The organism is Bacillus norwichensis, assembly GCF_014836955.1.
In the GTDB taxonomy this organism is placed as follows: Bacteria; Bacillota; Bacilli; order Bacillales; family Bacillaceae_C; genus Siminovitchia; species Siminovitchia norwichensis.
Map to the genome: position 1 here is coordinate 20,622 of NZ_JACSPV010000010.1, position 19,007 is coordinate 39,628.

21 protein-coding genes are annotated in these 19,007 nt (G+C 40.1%); 20 read left to right on the forward strand and 1 reads right to left on the reverse strand.

Translation table 11 applies throughout. From position 1 onward, the window contains the following. The first annotated feature begins 83 nt into the window (after positions 1–83). The 7 genes from H9631_RS07880 to H9631_RS07910 all read left to right on the forward strand — a co-directional run bounded on the left by H9631_RS07880 (position 84) and on the right by H9631_RS07910 (position 5,544). The gene (locus H9631_RS07880) at positions 84–431 is read left to right on the forward strand and encodes a DUF1033 family protein (RefSeq protein WP_191811564.1); all 348 of its coding nucleotides are present in this window, start codon (positions 84–86) and stop codon (positions 429–431) included. Next, complete coding sequence (locus tag H9631_RS07885) at positions 428–1,669, forward strand: MFS transporter (RefSeq protein WP_191811566.1); 1,242 nt, start codon at positions 428–430, stop codon at positions 1,667–1,669. The genes H9631_RS07880 and H9631_RS07885 overlap by 4 nt, the downstream gene beginning before the upstream one ends. Before the next feature lie 260 nt (positions 1,670–1,929). After that, positions 1,930–2,901: an oxygen-dependent tRNA uridine(34) hydroxylase TrhO gene (gene trhO / locus H9631_RS07890; RefSeq protein WP_191811568.1), complete on the forward strand. Its 972-nt coding sequence runs from the start codon at positions 1,930–1,932 to the stop codon at positions 2,899–2,901. Positions 2,902–3,009: 108 nt separating this feature from the next. Further along, complete coding sequence (locus tag H9631_RS07895) at positions 3,010–4,080, forward strand: AI-2E family transporter (RefSeq protein WP_191811570.1); 1,071 nt, start codon at positions 3,010–3,012, stop codon at positions 4,078–4,080. A 105-nt stretch (positions 4,081–4,185) separates the two neighbouring features. Beyond that, complete coding sequence (locus H9631_RS07900; protein ID WP_191811571.1) at positions 4,186–4,389, forward strand: DUF1657 domain-containing protein; 204 nt, start codon at positions 4,186–4,188, stop codon at positions 4,387–4,389. Between the two features lie 66 nt (positions 4,390–4,455). Further along, positions 4,456–4,662 (forward strand): DUF1657 domain-containing protein, encoded by a 207-nt coding sequence (locus H9631_RS07905; protein WP_191811573.1) that lies wholly within the window; start codon positions 4,456–4,458, stop codon positions 4,660–4,662. 21 nt (positions 4,663–4,683) lie between these two features. Beyond that, a complete protein-coding gene (locus H9631_RS07910; RefSeq protein ID WP_191811752.1) occupies positions 4,684–5,544 on the forward strand; it encodes a DUF421 domain-containing protein in 861 nt (286 codons plus the stop codon). A 37-nt stretch (positions 5,545–5,581) separates the two neighbouring features. On the opposite strand, the gene H9631_RS07915 is transcribed toward H9631_RS07910, so the two are convergent. Further along, entirely contained in the window at positions 5,582–7,201 is a 1,620-nt protein-coding gene (locus H9631_RS07915; protein ID WP_191811575.1) for an ABC-F family ATP-binding cassette domain-containing protein, read from the reverse strand. A gap of 143 nt (positions 7,202–7,344) precedes the next feature. Here H9631_RS07915 and H9631_RS07920 point away from each other — a divergent pair, with 143 nt between their 5' ends. From H9631_RS07920 to H9631_RS07980, 13 genes are all read left to right on the forward strand, one after another. After that, entirely contained in the window at positions 7,345–8,043 is a 699-nt protein-coding gene (locus H9631_RS07920) for a response regulator transcription factor (RefSeq protein ID WP_191811577.1), read from the forward strand. Continuing rightward, the gene (locus tag H9631_RS07925; protein WP_191811579.1) at positions 8,040–9,419 is read left to right on the forward strand and encodes a sensor histidine kinase; all 1,380 of its coding nucleotides are present in this window, start codon (positions 8,040–8,042) and stop codon (positions 9,417–9,419) included. The genes H9631_RS07920 and H9631_RS07925 overlap by 4 nt, the downstream gene beginning before the upstream one ends. 28 nt (positions 9,420–9,447) lie before the next feature. Continuing rightward, entirely contained in the window at positions 9,448–10,146 is a 699-nt protein-coding gene (locus H9631_RS07930; protein WP_191811581.1) for a PepSY domain-containing protein, read from the forward strand. A gap of 105 nt (positions 10,147–10,251) precedes the next feature. Beyond that, a complete protein-coding gene (locus tag H9631_RS07935; protein WP_191811583.1) occupies positions 10,252–10,791 on the forward strand; it encodes a PepSY domain-containing protein in 540 nt (179 codons plus the stop codon). 522 nt (positions 10,792–11,313) lie between these two features. After that, a complete protein-coding gene (locus H9631_RS07940) occupies positions 11,314–11,496 on the forward strand; it encodes a cold-shock protein (RefSeq protein WP_160705807.1) in 183 nt (60 codons plus the stop codon). 92 nt (positions 11,497–11,588) lie between these two features. Beyond that, entirely contained in the window at positions 11,589–11,795 is a 207-nt protein-coding gene (locus tag H9631_RS07945; protein WP_191811585.1) for a hypothetical protein, read from the forward strand. A gap of 167 nt (positions 11,796–11,962) precedes the next feature. Continuing rightward, a complete protein-coding gene (locus H9631_RS07950; protein ID WP_191811587.1) occupies positions 11,963–13,513 on the forward strand; it encodes an FAD-dependent oxidoreductase in 1,551 nt (516 codons plus the stop codon). Positions 13,514–13,648: 135 nt separating this feature from the next. Further along, a complete protein-coding gene (locus tag H9631_RS07955; protein ID WP_191811589.1) occupies positions 13,649–13,891 on the forward strand; it encodes a hypothetical protein in 243 nt (80 codons plus the stop codon). Between the two features lie 305 nt (positions 13,892–14,196). After that, positions 14,197–14,493, forward strand: coding sequence for a DUF485 domain-containing protein (locus H9631_RS07960; protein ID WP_191811590.1), 297 nt, complete (start codon positions 14,197–14,199; stop codon positions 14,491–14,493). Then, entirely contained in the window at positions 14,490–16,040 is a 1,551-nt protein-coding gene (locus tag H9631_RS07965) for a solute symporter family protein (protein WP_191811592.1), read from the forward strand. The genes H9631_RS07960 and H9631_RS07965 overlap by 4 nt, the downstream gene beginning before the upstream one ends. Then, a complete protein-coding gene (locus H9631_RS07970) occupies positions 16,037–17,785 on the forward strand; it encodes a LytS/YhcK type 5TM receptor domain-containing protein (RefSeq protein WP_225220935.1) in 1,749 nt (582 codons plus the stop codon). Before H9631_RS07965 ends, H9631_RS07970 begins: the two co-directional genes overlap by 4 nt. Then, complete coding sequence (locus H9631_RS07975; RefSeq protein WP_191811596.1) at positions 17,782–18,549, forward strand: LytR/AlgR family response regulator transcription factor; 768 nt, start codon at positions 17,782–17,784, stop codon at positions 18,547–18,549. The genes H9631_RS07970 and H9631_RS07975 overlap by 4 nt, the downstream gene beginning before the upstream one ends. A 148-nt stretch (positions 18,550–18,697) precedes the next feature. Continuing rightward, on the forward strand, positions 18,698–19,006 hold the full coding sequence (locus H9631_RS07980) for a DUF485 domain-containing protein (RefSeq protein WP_191811598.1): 309 nt from the start codon (positions 18,698–18,700) through the stop codon (positions 19,004–19,006). Position 19,007 lies beyond the last annotated feature (1 nt).

Genomic DNA, 19,007 nt, shown 5'->3' on the forward strand with positions numbered 1-19,007 from the left:
AATGTATAATATTATTCATGTTTGAAATGTTCAAGTAATTTGGAGCAGAGTTTCTGCAACCATACAAGTTTGGAGGAAAAAACATGGTTCAACAATGGGAAGTGATTTTAATGAAAGGCGAAAGTGAACCGTGGTGGTTTTTTCCAGAGTGGAGAAGCGATATCATTGAAATGTATACTTACTCAGATTCAAAGGCTGCCATTCAGCAGTATATGTCCCTTTTTCAGGAACTGAAAGAGGAATTTCAATGTGTTAAAGTAAAAAAAACATCTTTGGCTGCCTTTTGGAACAAAGAGGATGTCTCATACTGTGAACAGTGTGATGATGATCTTCAATTGTATTACGGGCTGCTCATTTTAGCAGATGGTGAGCCCTATCAATTTCCGGAGAACGTAGAAAATCCAGTCATGAAGAAAAGAGAGATAAAATGAGCGCAACTACCAAAATAAAAAACACATCAGCGCCAGACAAAATGCCAACAGTCTACGGAATACTTTTTGCAATGAGCGCCAGCCATCTCATGAATGATTCCATTCAATCTGTTGTTCCTGCAATGAATCCGATTTTCGAACAGACGCTGAATTTGTCGTTTGCGCAAATAGGGTGGATTGCTTTCGTTCTGAATATGACGGCTTCTGTCATGCAACCGGTTTTCGGATATTTTGCAGATAAAAGGCCTACCCCTTTTATGCTGCCAATTGGAATGTTTATGAGTATGCTTGGCTTAATTGGTTTTGCTCTTTCTCCCAATTTTTATGTCATCCTTCTCTCAGTCTTTTTTATAGGTATTGGATCAGCTGTCTTTCATCCGGAAGGTTCCCGCGTTGCTTATATGGCCGCAGGTCCAAAGCGCGGGTTAGCCCAATCCATTTACCAGGTTGGCGGAAACTTTGGGCAATCTTTAGCGCCAGTCTTTACTGCATTTATTTTCGTTTCGCTTGGTCAAAAGGGCGCGCTTCTATTTACGATTGTCACGATAACTGGAATTATTATCCTTTTATACGTCTCAAAATGGTATAAAGGACAGATACAGGATGGAATGAGATTCAGTAAAAAAAACAGGGCCGAGGCACAGGAGTCTGTTGTCCCTGTTCATAAAAAAATCAAAATCGCAATAGGGCTGCTCATTTTTCTAGTATTCGCGAGGTCGTTCTATGTTGCGGGTATTAATAACTTCTATCAGTTTTATTTGATAGAAGATTACGGTCTGACTGTCAAGCACGCGCAATTATATGTATTTATCTTTATGTTTGCCGGAGTATTAGGAACCTTTTTCGGAGGTCCGATGGCCGACCGTTTTGGTCGCAGAAATGTGATTTTTCTATCCATGGCGGGTGCTGCTCCGCTCACGATTATTTTACCTTTTGTTCCACTTTCATGGATCATCCCGATATTTTTTGTTATTGGTTTTATTATTTTATCCAGTTTCAGCGTAGTTGTTGTATATGCGCAAGAAATGCTGCCATCAAAAGTGGGAATGGTCTCTGGTCTGATTGTCGGCCTTGCCTTCGGTATGGGGGCAGTGGGAGCTGTATTATTGGGAACATTGGCGGATATGTATAGCATGCGCTTTGTCATGATATTATGTGGAATGTTGCCGATTGTAGGTATTCTGACATGGCTGCTTCCAAGTGATGACAAAGTCCGAGAGCTGACATCAGCCGAGTAATAACGCTATTTCATCGCCCCGGTTATTCTGGGGTTTTTTCATAAATCATTTTCAATTCAAAATCAGATTCTCATGTCTAGCTCCGACCTACAGAACGTAGAAGTGCAAGCGAAGGGACAGAATGACGCGTTCTGAGCCTGCCAGGCGCCCAGCACCCTGCGTTTTTCTTATGTTTGCCAAGCATCACAAACGGTAGTATAATCTTTATCGCAACCTACTTTTGTATCTTGCAAATATAAAATCTTAGGTGGTAGTTAAAAATGACAACAAGTAAAGAGTACAGAGTATTATTGTATTATCATTATGTAACAATTGAGGATCCGGAGGAGTTTGCGAAGCAGCACTTGAAATTCTGCAAAGAGAACGAACTTAAAGGAAGAATTCTCGTAGCAAATGAAGGGATTAACGGAACCGTTTCGGGTACTGTCGAGCAGACAGACAAATATATTGAAATGATGAAAGCTGATCCGCGCTTTACGGATATGGTTTTTAAAATAGACGAAGCGGATGGACACGCATTTAAAAAGATGCACGTCCGTCCACGGAAGGAATTAGTCACCCTTCGATTGGAAGATGACATCGATCCTCGACAATTGACAGGAACATATTTGAGTCCGAAGGAATTTTTTGAAGCAATGCAGGAAGAGGATACAGTTGTCCTGGATGCGCGCAATGATTATGAATTCGATCTCGGACACTTCAAAGGTGCTATCCGCCCTGACATCAAAACATTTAGAGAGCTGCCTGATTGGATTAGGGAAAATAAAAACAACTTTGAAGGAAAGAGAGTCCTTACGTACTGTACGGGCGGCATCCGTTGTGAGAAGTTCTCGGGCTGGCTGGTAAGGGAAGGCTTCGAAAATGTCGGTCAGCTTCATGGTGGCATCGTCACTTACGGTAAAGACCCTGAAGTACAAGGTGAGCTTTGGGATGGACAATGTTATGTATTTGACGGAAGGATTTCTGTTCCAGTTAACCGCAAGGAGCATGTCATTGTTGGGAAGGACTATTTTGATGGTGAACCTTGTGAAAGATACGTGAACTGTGCAAATCCAGAGTGCAACAGGCAATTCCTAAGCTCTGAGGAAAACGAGCATAAATATATGCGCAGTTGTTCTGATGAGTGCCGCGTACATCCTCGCAATCTTTATGTGAAGGAACACAATTTAAGCGAAGATGAGATTAATGAGCGCATTAAAAAACTTGAAGACGAAAAGGCATTGAATATCTAACTGAGGAACCCGTTCATCTATATAAGATGGCGGGTTTTTCATTAGTGTTTTACCGTAGGAATGTGCAATAATGTATATATCGCTATATAGAGAGAAACGAGGGAGTTTATGGTTAAAGAAAAATGGTTCAGGATTGGAACAGGCATTATTATGGCTTTTTTGATCATTTTTCTGGGCACAAAGGTGAGCTTTATCTTTACCCCGTTAGTGATCATTATCCAAACGCTGTTGCCGCCTATTGTCATTAGTGGTATTCTTTACTACCTGCTGCGGCCGATTGTTAACTTACTGGAAAAAAAAATACCTCGAACCTTGGCAATTGTGATTGTTTTTGTTGGGATTGCAGGTATAATGACAGCGGCGGTTTTTATAATAGGCCCGGAACTGCAAAGACAGTATAATCTTTTTATGAAAAACCTGCCTGCGTATTCCAAGTATATACAGGAGTGGGTTCTTGCCACGATGGATCAAGACTGGTTCCAACGATTCCAAGAGAACGAATATTTATCTGTGGAAAAAATTACGACTTATTTGCAAAATAATGCACAAACCATGCTTCAGGATGCTGGTTTAAAAATTGCGAGCACTGTCGGATTTGTTGCCAATATTCTAATGATACTTGTACTGGTTCCGTTTGTTCTATTTTTCATCCTTAAGGATGGAAGGCAGGCGCCGACTTTTTTATTGAAAATCCTGCCTAAAAAACATCAAAATGAAGGAATAAATATTTTAAAGGACATGGACGAAGCTTTAAGCGCATATATCCAGGGCCAACTTATCGTCAGTTTCTGTGTGGGATTGACCGCTTATATTGGTTATTTGATTATCGGTCTGGATTATGCCCTTGTTCTTGGTTTTGTTGCTATGATTACAAACGTAATTCCTTTTATCGGGCCATGGATTGGAACATTTCCTGCGGTGATTGTTGGGCTACTTGATTCTCCTTTTCATGCGCTTCTCGTTGTCATAGTGGTTGTGATTGTACAGCAAATTGACAGCAATATCACCTCACCGCTTGTTATGGGGAAAAAGCTGAATATCCATCCATTAACTATTATTTTTGTCCTATTGGTGGCCGGGAAATTTGGTGGACTGCTTGGTTTGATTTTTGCTGTTCCAGTATACGCGCTGTTAAAAGTCATTGTCACTCATTTGTATCGATATGTTAGACTTGATTAAACCCGCGAAATGCGGGTTTTTGTTATTTTTTTCATCTAATAAATAAGCGAATTTCTCATAAAATAGAAACGTTCTTCAGAACAATGAATGATGGAGGGATTGCAAATGACTGTTATTAATAACGTGAAGCAGACTCTGACAGGATTAAAAAGTGCTCAGGCAAGCTTGGAAGGTTTTGCACTTCAGACAGACAACGAACAAGCTAAGCAATTATATAAGGCTACTGCACAGCAAACGCAGGCCATTATTGATGCGCTTGAACCACGAGTTCAGGAAATTATTCAGGAAGAACCGCAATATAATCAATAACCACTCTGAAAAGGAACAGAACGAAACTGCTTCTGTTCCTTTTTGAGAATAAAGGAGGGGCATGATTTGACTGTCATTTCTGATGTAAAAACAACACTTGCAACGATGAAAGGAATACAAGCATCTTTTAGTAAATTAGCTATGACAAGTACGGGACAGGAAGCAAAGAAGATATTCCACGAGTGTATGATGGACACGGAGCCCATTATCTCTGATTTGCAAAAACGGGTTGAATGGATGATGGCGGAAGAATTGCAATATAAGAACTCTTAAAAGGGAGGCTATAACTTGGATATTCCCCAGTGGCTCAACATAATTATACGGTCAGTGCTTTTAGTGCTTGTATTATTTTTACTCACAAAATGGCTGGGAAAGAAGCAGCTATCGCAATTATCCTTCTTTGAGTATATAGCCGGTATCACAATTGGCAGTATTGCAGCTGAAATTTCAACAGGGCTGGAAACAAATTTTTTTCATGGTTTATATAGCATGCTTGTATGGACAGCTATCCCATTCTTTGCAGGTTTACTTGCCATCAAGAGTAAGAAAGCTAGGGACTTTATTGAAGGCCGCGAAACAGTTGTAATAAAAAATGGAAAAATTCAAGAGGAAAATCTAACAAAGCAGAAGTACACTGTGGATGAGTTACTTCATCTTTTAAGAAAAAAGAACGCTTTTCAAGTTTCGGATGTAGAGTTTGCAGTGCTTGAAGCAAATGGAGATTTAAATGTATTGCTTAAAAAAGAAAAACAGCCGGTAACACCTCATGATTTAAATTTAGAGACTGCACCTGTAAAAGTTCCCGAAACTGTCATATTAGAAGGGAAAATTATGGATTCAGGGCTTGCAGCCTGCGGATTAACAAGAGAATGGCTTGATGTAGAGCTACAAAGACTAGGGATCGTCCTTGATAACGTATATATTGGACAAGTGGACTCTTATGGACAATTAACGGTCGATTTATATGATGATAAGATCAAGGTTCCAAATCCGCAGGAAAAACCTATGCTGTTAAGTGCTTTAAAAAAATGTCAGGCTGATCTTGAAAGCTTTGCATTGGCTACAGAAAATGAATCGGCTAAGCAGATGTACAAAGAACACTCGAAAAAGCTGGCGGACATTATAAAAAAATCAGAATATCTGCTTGTAAATTAAAAAGGGGCCATCCGCGATTTGGACGCCCCTTTGATTTTTAAGCATACATTTGTTCAACTTGCTTTTGCAGTTGTTCGCTTTCCAAATATTCATTGTAAGTCATATACTTATCAACAACCCCCGAAGGTGTCAGCTCGATAATCCGATTGGCAAGTGTTTCGATGAACTGATGGTCATGCGAAGTGAATACCAAGGATCCTTTAAAGTTAATCAAACCGTTATTTAACGCAGTAATGGATTCAAGATCCAGATGGTTTGTCGGCTCATCCAATAAAAGTACATTGGCACCGCTCAGCATCATTTTTGACAGCATACAGCGTACTTTTTCCCCTCCAGATAGTACGGAGGCTTTTTTCATTGCTTCTTCTCCAGAGAAGAGCATTCTTCCAAGAAAACCACGCAAGAAACTTTCAGTTTCATCCTGCGGCGAATATTGTCTCAGCCAGTCAATAAGGCTTAACTCGACGCCTTCAAAAAACTCTGAGTTATCTTTTGGAAAATAAGACTGGGAGGTCGTTACTCCCCATTTATAACTGCCGCTGTCAGGCTCCATTTCTCCGGAAAGAATTTGCAGCAATGTCGTTTTGGCAATTTCACTTTTTCCAATAAGTGCCACCTTATCATCCTTGTTCAAGGTAAAGCTGATATTGTCAAGAACTTTTACACCGTCAACAGTTTTTGTAAGATTACTCACAGTAAGTAGATCGTTTCCGATTTCTCTTTCCGGTGTAAACGCCACATAAGGATAGCGTCTAGAAGATGGTTTTATATCATCAAGGGTAATCTTATCCAGAAGCTTTTTCCTCGACGTCGCTTGTTTGGACTTAGAAGCATTCGCGCTGAAACGAGCAATAAATGTTTGCAGCTCTTTGATTTTCTCTTCCTTCTTTTTATTGGCATCCTGAGCCATTTTTTGTGCCAATTGGCTCGATTCATACCAAAAGTCATAGTTTCCGACATATATTTGGATATTGCTGAAATCCAGGTCCGCAATATGAGTACAAACCTTGTTCAGGAAGTGTCTGTCATGGGATACAACGATGACAGTATTCTCGAAATTGATCAAGAACTCTTCCAGCCATTGAATAGCTTTAATATCGAGATGGTTTGTCGGCTCGTCAAGCAGTAAAATATCCGGCTTTCCAAAGAGAGCTTGCGCAAGGAGAACTTTGACTTTTTCGCTCCCGGACAGTTCAGCCATCTTCTTGTTATGAAGATCTTCGTTAATACCAAGACCTTTTAAGAGAATCGCAGCTTCTGATTCTGCTTCCCAGCCATTCAATTCGGCAAATTCACCTTCCAGCTCCGCTGCACGCATGCCATCCTCTTCGGTAAAGTCTGCTTTCATATAGATAGCGTCTTTCTCCTGCATGATCTCATACAGGCGAGTATGTCCCATAATGATAACTTGCAGGACTTCAACTTCTTCATATTGAAAGTGATCTTGTTTCAAAACGGCAAGCCGATCATCGGGAGAAATGGATACATTGCCGGTTTGTGCTTCGATTTCACCAGAAAGAATCTTAAGAAACGTAGATTTCCCTGCGCCGTTCGCACCAATTAACCCGTAACAGTTACCAGGTGTGAATTTGATGTTTATATTTTCAAACAGTTTCCGGTCTCCAAAACGTAGACCAACATTATTTACAGTAATCAAATTTATCATAACCTCCAAAAGAAATTCCTGTTTATTATAACATTTTTCACCACTGGTGGGGAAATAGCTTCTACTCCTTTTGTAATTTGGCTTTTGCCGCATATAATAGATGTATTATATTGTTCATAAATGAGGGTCGCTAAATGAGGAAGCAAGCTATATTAATTGTCGAAGATGAAGAAAAAATTGCAAGGGTGCTTGAGCTTGAGCTGTCTTTTGAAGGGTATCATACTGAGAAAGCCTTTACTGGGGCGGATGGTCTGAAGAAATTCCGTGATCAAACATGGGATCTTGTCCTATTGGATATTATGCTACCAGAAATGAGTGGTATTGAGGTATTAAGGAGAATAAGGTCTGAGGACAACCATACGCCGATTATATTATTGACCGCAAAGGGCTCTGTTGAAGATAAGGTTTCTGGACTGGATCTGGGTGCCAATGACTATATTACAAAGCCATTTCAAATGGAAGAGCTTTTGGCAAGGGTTCGTGCAGCTTTAAGATTAAGCCGGGGTCAGACTCCTGATATTGTAGACGAAGGCTGGATACAAATAGGAGATTTAAGGTTAAATATTTTATCTCGAGAAGTAAAGAGAGAAAAGGACGATATTGAACTCACTCAAAGAGAATTTGATTTGCTCGCCTATTTGATGGAACACGCTCACCAAGTCTTAAACAGGGAACAGATTCTTAGTGGGGTTTGGGGATATGAGTATTATGGCGATACAAATATCGTAGATGTGTATATACGCTATTTAAGAAATAAGATGGACAAAAAATACGATAGACAGCTAATCCATACTGTGCGTGGAGTCGGCTATGTTTTAAAGGAAAGCCAATGAAACTTCAAACAAAAATTAATCTATACTCGGCTGTCATGTTCATTGTTCTCCTCCTGATTATTAATACGTCTATTTATTTTACCTTCAGTCGAATGATGTTTGATAGTGAGTTAAAGAGGGTGACGGGGGAAGTAAAGCAAACAGTGCCTGGAATCAGTCAGGCAAAGGCAAGCATTCCTATTAAAGATTTACTCAGAGCTCATATGCCAGTCAATAGCATGCTTCAGATTGTGAATGCAGATGGAACCCCGGGCCCGGCTGTTACTTCTACTGGACAAGAAATGCTGAGAGAGGCACCAGTGACTTTTACAAATAAAGAGCAAAAGAAAATCGTTGAATATACCAATACTCCTTATGCTTTCGTTTCAATACCGATTATTTGGAATGACGGAGAGGTTGCAGAGCTTCAATTAACTCAAAGCCTGGAGTCAACTGCTAATAATTTGACCATTTTAAAATTTGTTTTGAGTGCAATTACGATCCTTGCGTCCATACCAGTATTTTTTTCGGCACGTTTGTTAAGTAATTTTATTGTTTCCCCTATTAAATCGCTAATAAAGACAATGAAAGAAGTTCAAGAAAGCGGGCATTATAAACGGATCGAACTGCGAAAGCAGTCCAAGGACGAGTTATATCAACTGGGAGAGACTTTTAATAACATGATTGGCCAACTTGAGCTCAATCATGAGAAACAAGAGCAATTTATATCTAATGCATCTCACGAATTAAAAACACCTCTTACTGTCATTGAAGCATATGCGAACCTTTTAAAGAGAAGGGGAAAAGAAGCTCCAGAATTATTCGATGAATCTGTAGAAGCGATTCAAATGGAATCACACAGGATGAAGGACTTGATAGAACAGTTTCTATTACTGGCAAAACATGATGAACAATGGAAGGTTGAACAGAAGGAAATTCAGTTAAACAGCTTCATCGAAGAGTCAATCAGATCTTTTAGAGCTGCCTTTAAACGAGAAATACAGCTGAAAACAATGGAAGATATTACAATAAAAACAGACTCACAGAAATTGAAGCAAATATTTTACATTCTGATGGACAATGCACAAAAATACAGCGATGCGCCGATTCAAGTGAATATTAGGATGATGAATCAAAAAGCACTTATCGAAATTATTGATCAAGGCATAGGGATTCCTAAAGAAGAACTGGAGAAAGTATTTGACCGGTTTTATCGGGTGGAAGAGTCACGCTCGAGAAAGTCCGGGGGCTTTGGTTTGGGTCTGTCGCTTGCTAAAGAACTGGCGGATGTCATTAATGCTGAGATTAATCTAATCAGCAAAGAAGGCTCCGGGACGACAGCACAATTAAAAATTGAAACTGGTCTCTCATCGAATTCTCATAATGAATCTGTATAATAGTATAAAAACTTACGGGGCGAAGACAATGATTAGAATTTCCAAAAAACGGGTTGTGCTTATTATTTTAGCAGCAGGAGTTATCATTACGATAGGATGGCAATTATCACTGTTAATGGTTTCAGCAAGCCCTTTGACAGAGACTGATGCAAGGAAACTGGTGAAGGAAATGTATGGAGGCGAAATTGAAACAGTAAAAAAAGCCAATGCAGCCTTCTATGTTACGCTACAATCGGAAAACAGACATTATGATGTGACTGTCGATGAAAAAAGTGGAGAAATACTCAAGGTAGAGAAAAAGGAACATAAAAAAAAGGAACAGCAATTGACAGAAACTGAAATTAAACGGCTGATTCAGCAAAGCTATCCAGGTGAAATTGAGCAATTGGAAAAGAAGTTAGAAGACAATGAGCATTTTTATTTTGCTGTTGTCAGAAAGGATTCTGTTGAAACACAATTAAAGATCAATCCTTTATCCGGTAAAATTGTAGAGTCTAGTAACAAGAAAGTCGACATTCAGGAAGATCCTGCACACGGGATTACAGAGCAGGAAGCGAGAAAAATAGCTTTGAAACAAATAAATGGAGTCGTCGATGATGTAGATATAGAGGTATCAGATGGATTGAACTTCTATCTTGTGGAAGTGGAACGAGATAAAGAAAAGGAAGCTATAGTTCAAATCAATGCGATTACGGGTGAAGTCCTGTCTATTACCTGGGATGATTAATCAATAGTATATCTTTTTTCTCATCGTTTTCTCATTTTCTTATAAGGATGTCCTCATTTTCAGAGGTTAACATGAACTTAATATCAATTAAGGAGGAACAAAACAATGATGAAAAGAAAACTATTGGTTGGAAGTATCACAGGGTTACTCGTATTAGGCGGTGCAATTGGAGCTGGAGCAGCCTCCAATACTCAGGATGTTGGTAGTAAAGGAAAACCTGCTGATTTGATTTCAACAGAGAAAGCTGAAGAAATTGCGATTGAAGAAGTCGGGGGCAAACTGAAAAGTATAGAGCTTGAGAAAGAAGACGGGCATTTCGTGTATGATATTGAATTAATGCGAGAAGACAATCAGAAAATCGATTTGGAAATCAATGCTGGATCTGGAAGAATCATTAAGGTTGACAGAAAAGATGGTCATGATGACGATAATCGCTCAAGCAAAAACCAAGAGGTAACAATTTCTCTTGATGATGCAATTTCAGCAGCTACCAAAGACACACCAGGAAAAGTAAAAGAAGCGGAATTGGACGATGATGGTTATTACGAAATTGAATTAGTAGTTGGGCTAAATGATGTCGAAATGAAGATTGATTCAAATAGCGGAAAAATCATCGAAAAAGAAACCGACACTGATAATGATTAATTAGAGTCTGATTCAAGTCAAGGTGAAACTACTCAGGTTTCGCTTTGACTTTTTTAAAGGGCAAAAAATCTAAAATTAGATGAAATATTGTGTTCGACTAAACTTTTTATGTCTAACTGCGACGTACAGGAAGTACTAGTGCAAGCGAAGCGACAGGACGTCGCGCCCTAAGCCTGCCGACGTACAGGAAGTACTAGTGCAAGTGAATTGACAGGATATGGCAACTTGAAGCGGGCCAGAAGGCGGAGTTTATTCAGAAAGAGTGTGCTCCTGAGACATAGCTTCAAGGAAGCCTTTGACAATGTAACTGAAATAAGCAGCTTTGCTGTGGTGACTGAAGAACTTACTCAGCAAAATTTACTTCTAAAGATATTTTGCTTTTTTTAATACAAAAATGGCGATGACGAAAAGATAATATTATCATTTGTCGAGACTCCCCGAAGAATCACTTTCACCGTTCATTTTTTTTATTCCATAAATGGGGTATAATAGAAAGGATAACAAGAAAGGGGATCTTAATTCATGGCTTATAGAAGAGGGCCTCAGGAGCCTGTTCCTGAAGAGGAAACAATTGTTTGGTCATGTACGAATGAACAATGTTCTTGTTGGATGAGGGATGCCTTTTCTACAGATAATAAAACAATCTGCCCGATTTGCAAATCGGAAATGGCACAAGAAACTAGAGTTTTGCCAGTTATCTCGTAATAATTTAACGCAGCCGTTCCGCGGACCCCGCCGGAACGGCCTTTTTAATTTCATTCAGCAGAAATGTTGTACTCTTGTAAGTGGTGAGATAAATGCATATTGGTATTACATTGAGCCGGGGTTTTTCAAACCCCGGCTCAATAAAATTAAAACCTCCGGCAGATGCCACAGATTTTCAAAAGGAATTTATCGAGCAAATACGCCGAGGCACATTTGACTTTGTTAAAAAACTAATGGTACGTCGTGTATACGAATTTAGGATGCCAAAAAGTATGTTGAGCTTATCGAAACCACTGTAGTAGATGGTGAACACAGGCTCGGGAATTCCTCTTATGGCAGAGATATTCCACAATTGAGCACACTCTACACTGTTAGCTAGCTGATGATTAATGCTAATTTCCGCACATTTTTCCGTCAAATTGGGAAAACTGAAAGATATGAAAGGGTTAATAAGGAGGAAATATCCATGACTAGTGAACATCCCAACACTAACAATCCAAAATCATATTGGGTTGACTCAGCAAAGCTTCCAGTTTTTCCAGCGCTTAAAAGTGACATCGAAACAGAGGTTGCCATTGTCGGAGGAGGAATTGCCGGCATTACAACTGCATTTTTGCTTGCGAAGGAAGGTTTAAAAGTAACGCTCTTGGAATCAACACGCTTATTAAATGGTACAACTGGACATACGACAGCAAAGGTAACAGCTCAGCACGGCCTTATATACGATGAATTGATCGGACATTTTGGGGTGGATAGTGCCAAACTTTATTATGCTGCAAACGAGGATGCGGCCCATTTTATAGAGAATCTCATCGAAAAACATGGTATCGATTGTGATTATCAAAAGAAGAGTGCGTTTATATACTCTACCTCTGAAAATGACAGACAGAGCCTTGAAGATGAGGCGAAAGCCTATAAAGAGATTGGGATTAATGGAGGGTTTATTGATCATATAGCCTTGCCCATCTCAGCGATTGGTGCAGTAGAGATGAAAAACCAGGCCCAGTTTCACCCGCTAAAATACTTGATGCATTTGGTAAAGGAAATAAGCGAACTAGGCGTTGAAATTTTTGAAGGAACAACAGCAAGCCATATTGAGTATGGGGATTCTGCCGTCGTTCATTTAAGAGATGGCTTAAAAGTACGGGCAAAGTATGTTGTTTCAGCATCCCATTTTCCATTTCATGATGGTAAAGGCTATTTTTCTCGCCTATATCCAAAACGATCGTATGTGGTCGCAGTTAAGCCTGAGAAAAACCTTCCAGATGGCATGTATATTTCTTTAAACAAACCTACCCGTTCATTTAGAAGTGTCCAAATCAACGGAGAAGATATGCTGCTTGTAACTGGAGAAAGCCATAAAACCGGTCAAGGTATTCCTGAAATAGAACATTATAAAGCATTAGAAGAAGAGGCCATCAAAACATTCGGGGCACAAAGCGTTTTATACAGATGGTCCGCTCAAGATCTGGTGACACCCGATAAAGTACCCTATATTGGACGAATGTCAGAGGGTCCCGACAATGTCTTTGTCGCAACCGGATTTAGAAAATGGGGCATGACTCACGGTACGTTGTCCGGTATGTTGATTAGTGATTTGATTTTGGGCAGGGACAATCCGTATGAACGCCTTTATGCTCCTTCCAGATTTCCATTGGATCCGAGCATTAAAACATTTGTGAAAGAAAATATGAATGTCGCAGCTCATTTAATAGGAGGAAAACTTGACCGTCCTGATAAAGAAATTAAAGACATTCAGCATAATGAAGGTGCAGTGATTACCATCAAAGGGAAGAGAGCCGGGGCGTATAAGGATAACAGTGGGGAACTGTTTGTAGTAGATACGACCTGCACCCATATGGGATGTGAGGTCAATTGGAACAGCGGTGATAAAACTTGGGACTGCCCTTGTCATGGCTCAAGGTTTTCTCATGAAGGTGAAGTGATGGAAGGTCCGGCTGAGGAACCACTGAAAAGGATTGACCCTGAAAAGATTGATTATTCCACTTCAACATAAGCTGGAACTTTCTTCTTGGTGTTAATCAGCTTTTGTTCATTTTCCTGAATAAGAAGTAAAATCGGGACTCACAATAAGAACAGTTCAAAGAAGAACTTTGAACAAATATAAATGGGATGAACAGGAGGCTGTATAATGAGGAAATTTTGGTCAACTATGCTTGCTGCTGCCGGAATCAGTGCTGCGGCGTACGGCTTGAGCAAATATCGGAATGGAAAATATATGGAGCCTGTTAAAAAAGTGCTGAATAACACCAAGGACATGCTTCAGAACGCCGGAGGTGCAGCTAATAATCCATTGATGGAAATATCAAAAGAACTGGCTCCTACCGATTTGAGTAATAATGAAAGAAGGAAAACGAAGCAAACATCCCATTAATTCAAACAGAACCAATGAAGCTCCCTGCAAGATTGCCGGGGGGCTTTGTTCTTAAAGAAAATAATACAATTTCAAAATTGCAAAAAAACTTTTTAACCAGCTGCAGAGTTGGATCGAAGTACAGGATTATAGGTGCAAGGAAGGCGACAGGAGTCGCGTGCTTGAGCCCGCCGCTCCCTTATCTGCAGAATGAGGATGTGTAAACTGGAGAGTTACGTCACTTATACTATCTTGAAAAAATTTGCAATTCATTATTATATGAAACTTTGGTAGAATGAGATAAATATAGAAAAGAGTTTGGGAAGGTGGATGTTTTACAAATGAAGGAGGCTGTCATTTTTCAACAGCTCTTGGATCGTAAAAAAAGACTCATTATACCAATGACGATTTTTTTTATCCTGTTTTATTTTTCCCTGCCTTTTTTCATATGGTTTTTTCCAGAATGGATAACAAAAGAAAGAAATTCCTTATTCATCCCATGGTGGTGGCTCTTTGCCTTTTTTCAGTTGCTCGTGACATGGATACTGGGATGGGTTTATTGGTCCAAGTCGAAAAAACATGATGAATTAATTGAAGATCTGAAACAGGGGAAAGACTCATGAATTATACATATTTTTTCTTTTTTCTTTGTATCATTGTCTGTACTCTGATCATCACACATTGGGCTGCAAAGCGAGACCGGACGACTTCACAATTCTATGCTGCTTCTGGACTTCTGACCGGATTTCAAAATGGGTTGGCGATTGCTGGTGATTATATTAGCGCTGCATCTTTCCTCGGGATAACAGGGGCTATCTCTCTTCACGGATATGACGGTTTTTTATATTCTATCGGCTTTTTGGTTTCTTATTTGATTGTTTTGTTTTTGATAGCTGAGCCCGTTAAGAATCTAGGAAAATACTCCTTGGCGGATGTCATCTGTGCACGCTTTCCAAGGAATACAATCAGACTAATGATGGCATGCGGTACTTTCTTTATTTCCATTTTTTATATGATTCCCCAATTAGTTGCTTCAGGACTATTGATAAGGTTGCTCTTAGGTATCGACTATTCTATATCAGTTTTGGTCATAGGAAGTTTAATGACTGTATACGTTGTACTTGGAGGAATGGTTGCAACATCGTGGGTTCAAATCGTAAAGACCGTATTGCTCATGTCTGGTACTTTCCTCGTATCACTAATGGTGCTAGCACACTTTGATTGGAAGGTTGTTGAACTCATTGATTATGTAAAGCAGGGTACTCCTCTTGGAAAACAATTTTTCTACCCGGGAAACTTGTTTGATGATTTTATGGAAATGTTTTCGCTGAAATTAGCCTTGCTATTGGGGACAGCAGGCTTGCCTCATATATTAATCAGGTTTTATACCGTTAAAAATACGTTGGAAGTGCGGCGCTCTGTCATTACTGCTACTTGGATCATTGGAGTATTTTATGTCATGACTCTTGTGTTGGGCCTTGGAACGATTGCTATTGTGGGAATGGAGCAGTTAGCAGTTGAAGACCCAACTGGAAATCTGGCGGCTCCGTTGCTGGCTAAGGAACTAGGCGGTGATTTCCTACTTGCCTTCATTTCAGCACTTGCTTTTACAACAATCGTTGCTGTTGTTACAGGATTGGTTATATCTGCTACCATTTCACTTTCGCATGATGTATATCACCATATTTATAAAAAGGGAAAAGCAACTGATAAAGAGCAGCTTCGTGTTGCGAAATGGATGGCTGTCGGGATTGGGCTAATCGCAACAGTATTCTCATTGGGATTGGAAAATATCAATGTTACTTTTCTTGTCTCCTTAACATTTGTCATTGCTGCTTCGACAAATCTTCCCGTAATTCTTTTAACATTGTATTGGAAACGTTTTAATGAAAGGGGCGTTATGACAGGAATGCTCAGTGGATTTTTGTCTTCTGTCATACTAGTGTTGTTCGGTCCCCATATTATGAATATTGATAATGGCTGGATTAGCCGAGATGCGCTGATTCCACTTTACAATCCCGGCATTATAGCTATTCCAATCGGATTTATTGGAGCAATCCTTGGGACTCTGTTCTCCCGCAGGCCTACCGATGAAAAGGCTTTCCTTCGTACACTTGTTAAGGCTCAAACAGGAATGGATACTAAAGGACGCGGTTGGTGGAGTTCATGACGTATATTTTAGTGCAGCGGCTTGGACTTCTATTGATTATGGCCTTTTTAATGACAAGAATTTCGAGCTTTAGGAGTCTGCTGGATCGAGAAATGGATACGAGAACCGTTATTTTGCATGCCGTCATTTATGGTCTGTTTGGAATTGCAGGAACCATTTCAGGCATTGTCATAGAGAACGGGAAGATTGTATCCCCATTTATATTTTTCCCCGTCCATGTAAACCAGTTAGTAGTCAGCTCCAGCCTTGTGGCAATTGTCATAGCGGGTTTGTTAGGAGGACCGATAGTTGGTATGGGGGCAGGTCTCATTGCAGGCATCCATCTTCTTTATCTCGGAGGGTTAGGAAATACTGCAGGTTGCATTGTAAATATCCTAACAGGATTACTCGTTGGTATGACTGCACGTTTTTTTTCAAATGACAGGGTGATATCTCCATTAAAGGCACTATTTATTGGAATATTCCCCCCTATTCTACAAATGGGGATCTTGCTGATCTTCAATCCCCATGATGATTTTATAAAGGCGGCAGTCGATCAAATCAGCTTACCTCTTGTCTTTTCAAACAGCGTGGCCATTGCGATATTTACGGCTATGATAGCTGCAGCCATTAATGAGCAGGAACGAGAAGCAGCCTTGGAATCAAGGAGGGCCTTGATGATAGCTGAGGATGCTTTGCCCCACTTGAAAAAGGAATCCCCATTTGAAATGGCACAGGGAATAGCGGAACTGTTGTTTAAACGATTGAAGGTTGCAGCTGTATCTGTTTCCAACCGAGAGCAGGTATTGGCTTATGTGGGGCTTGGTGCAGATCATCATAAACCTGGTGACCCTTTGCAGACAAGGCTATCATATGAGGTCATTCAAACAGGCATTTTGAAAGTGGCCTATTCCCAGGATGAAATCTGCTGTCAACATGAAAAATGTCCATTGCAGGCAGCAATCATTGTTCCTATTTTGGAATCAAATAAAACAAGCAAGCTTATCAAACTATATTTTCGAAAATCACAGCATATCCGCACGGTCGAAATCGTTCTAGCCCAAGGATTGGGAAAGCTTTTAACTAATCAGCTCGCCGTTGTCCAATCGGAGAAATTACAGGCGCTGATCCGCGATGCGGAATTAAGGAATCTGGAAGCGCAGATTAACCCACACTTCTTATTTAATACGCTTCATCTTATTGCGACTTTATTTCGGAGTGATCCAGAAAAAGCCCGGCACATTACAGTGCAATTGGGAAGCTTTATGAGATTCAATCTGCGTTTGGCTTCGACTTCTCTCGTAGAACTAGAAAAAGAGTGTGAACATTTGCAGTCATATATCGAAATTATCCAAGCGCGCTTTTTCGGACGTATCACCATATGCTTTTCTCCGATTGAGGAATGCAAAGATGCTCTGATTCCTCCTTCGACACTTCAGCCATTAGTGGAAAACAGTGTAAACCATGGGTTGGAGGACGTAATGGAAGGTGGAAAAATTGAAATTGACATAAGACAAATAGGGGGAAAGGTGCAAATTGTTATCCGCGATAATGGCAGCGGGTTTTCTGAAAAAAGCCTCGCACTGGCAGGACACTCTCCTATTGAAAGCAAAAGGGGAGGAGGCACGGGATTATATAATGTAAATCAGCGGTTAATAGGAATGTTAGGGGAGCAATCCCGGCTGCATATTCGTAATCTGCCTTCGGGAGGCAGTGAAATTTATTTTGAAATTCCAAATAATCATTTAAGGAGGAAAGCCACATGACCATTCGAGTAATGGTTGCTGAGGACGAGCGTCTTGTCAGGGAAGAGCTGATTTATATGCTGCAGCAGGAAGAAGACCTGCTGCTCTGTCCCAGCGCCGAGTCAGGTGAGCAATTGCTTGATCTGTATGAAAAATATGCGCCGGATGTGATATTTTTAGATATACATATGCCCATGCTGTCAGGTGTGGATGTTGCTAAAAAGCTGTCCAAAGAGAATAAGGCACTTCCGCTTTTTGTCTTCATCACTGCTTATGACGACTATGCTCTTGAAGCATTTGAAGTGGAGGCGGTGGACTATCTGTTGAAGCCATATGATGAGTCGCGTTTAAAAAAGGCATTGGACAGAGTTAGGAGACGAATGTCCAATGCTCTTCAGCCTGACTCGCTAATATCAAGAAAAGAGAGGGACTCTTCAGCTTCCATACCTGCAACCTCAAAACTATTGATTGATGACGGAGAAAAAGTTGTGGTATTATCACCTGAGTCTATCTATTATGCAACTCGTGTAGACAGGTTTGTAGAAATACATACAGAAAATGAATTTGTTCAAGGGAAAATGACCTTGCAGGAATTGGAAGAAAAGCTAAAGGGGTTTCCTTTTTTCCGGACACATCGGAGCTATTTGGTTAACTTGGATTATATTCAAGAAATAACCCCTTGGTTTAATGGAGCCTATAATCTTATTCTAAAAGGCGAAAACAAAACGCAGATACCAGTTAGCCGCAGTGCACAAAAGAAACTGTTTAAGCTATTAGAACAGTGATTGAAACCGTTTACATATGAAATGTTGCAATTCGAGTAAAAAATCAGACAATTCACGTATTTATTCCCTTTTTGTCACACCTTTGTTTTATAGTAAACAAAATCGGTTTTTTTGCAACTGATTTTATTCCAAACTAGGGGGTGCGAAAATGGAAAACTACGAGCAAATTGCTAATTCGGAAGAGTTTTTAGAACTAAAAAGAAGCAAGCTACGCTTTATTTGGCCTGTGGTCATTTTGTTTTTCTGCCTTTATCTGTCGTTTCCACTGATGGCCGCTTACGCCAAACCACTTATGGGGAAATTTGTTACCGGAAATATAACCTTCGGATACTTGTATGGTGTATCCCTTTATTTTGTTGCCTGGGCTCTGGCATTTGTCTACTTTGCTAAGGCGAAAGGATTCGACCAAAAGGCAAAGGCTACATTAGATAAATACGGACAGAAGAAGGGAGCATAGA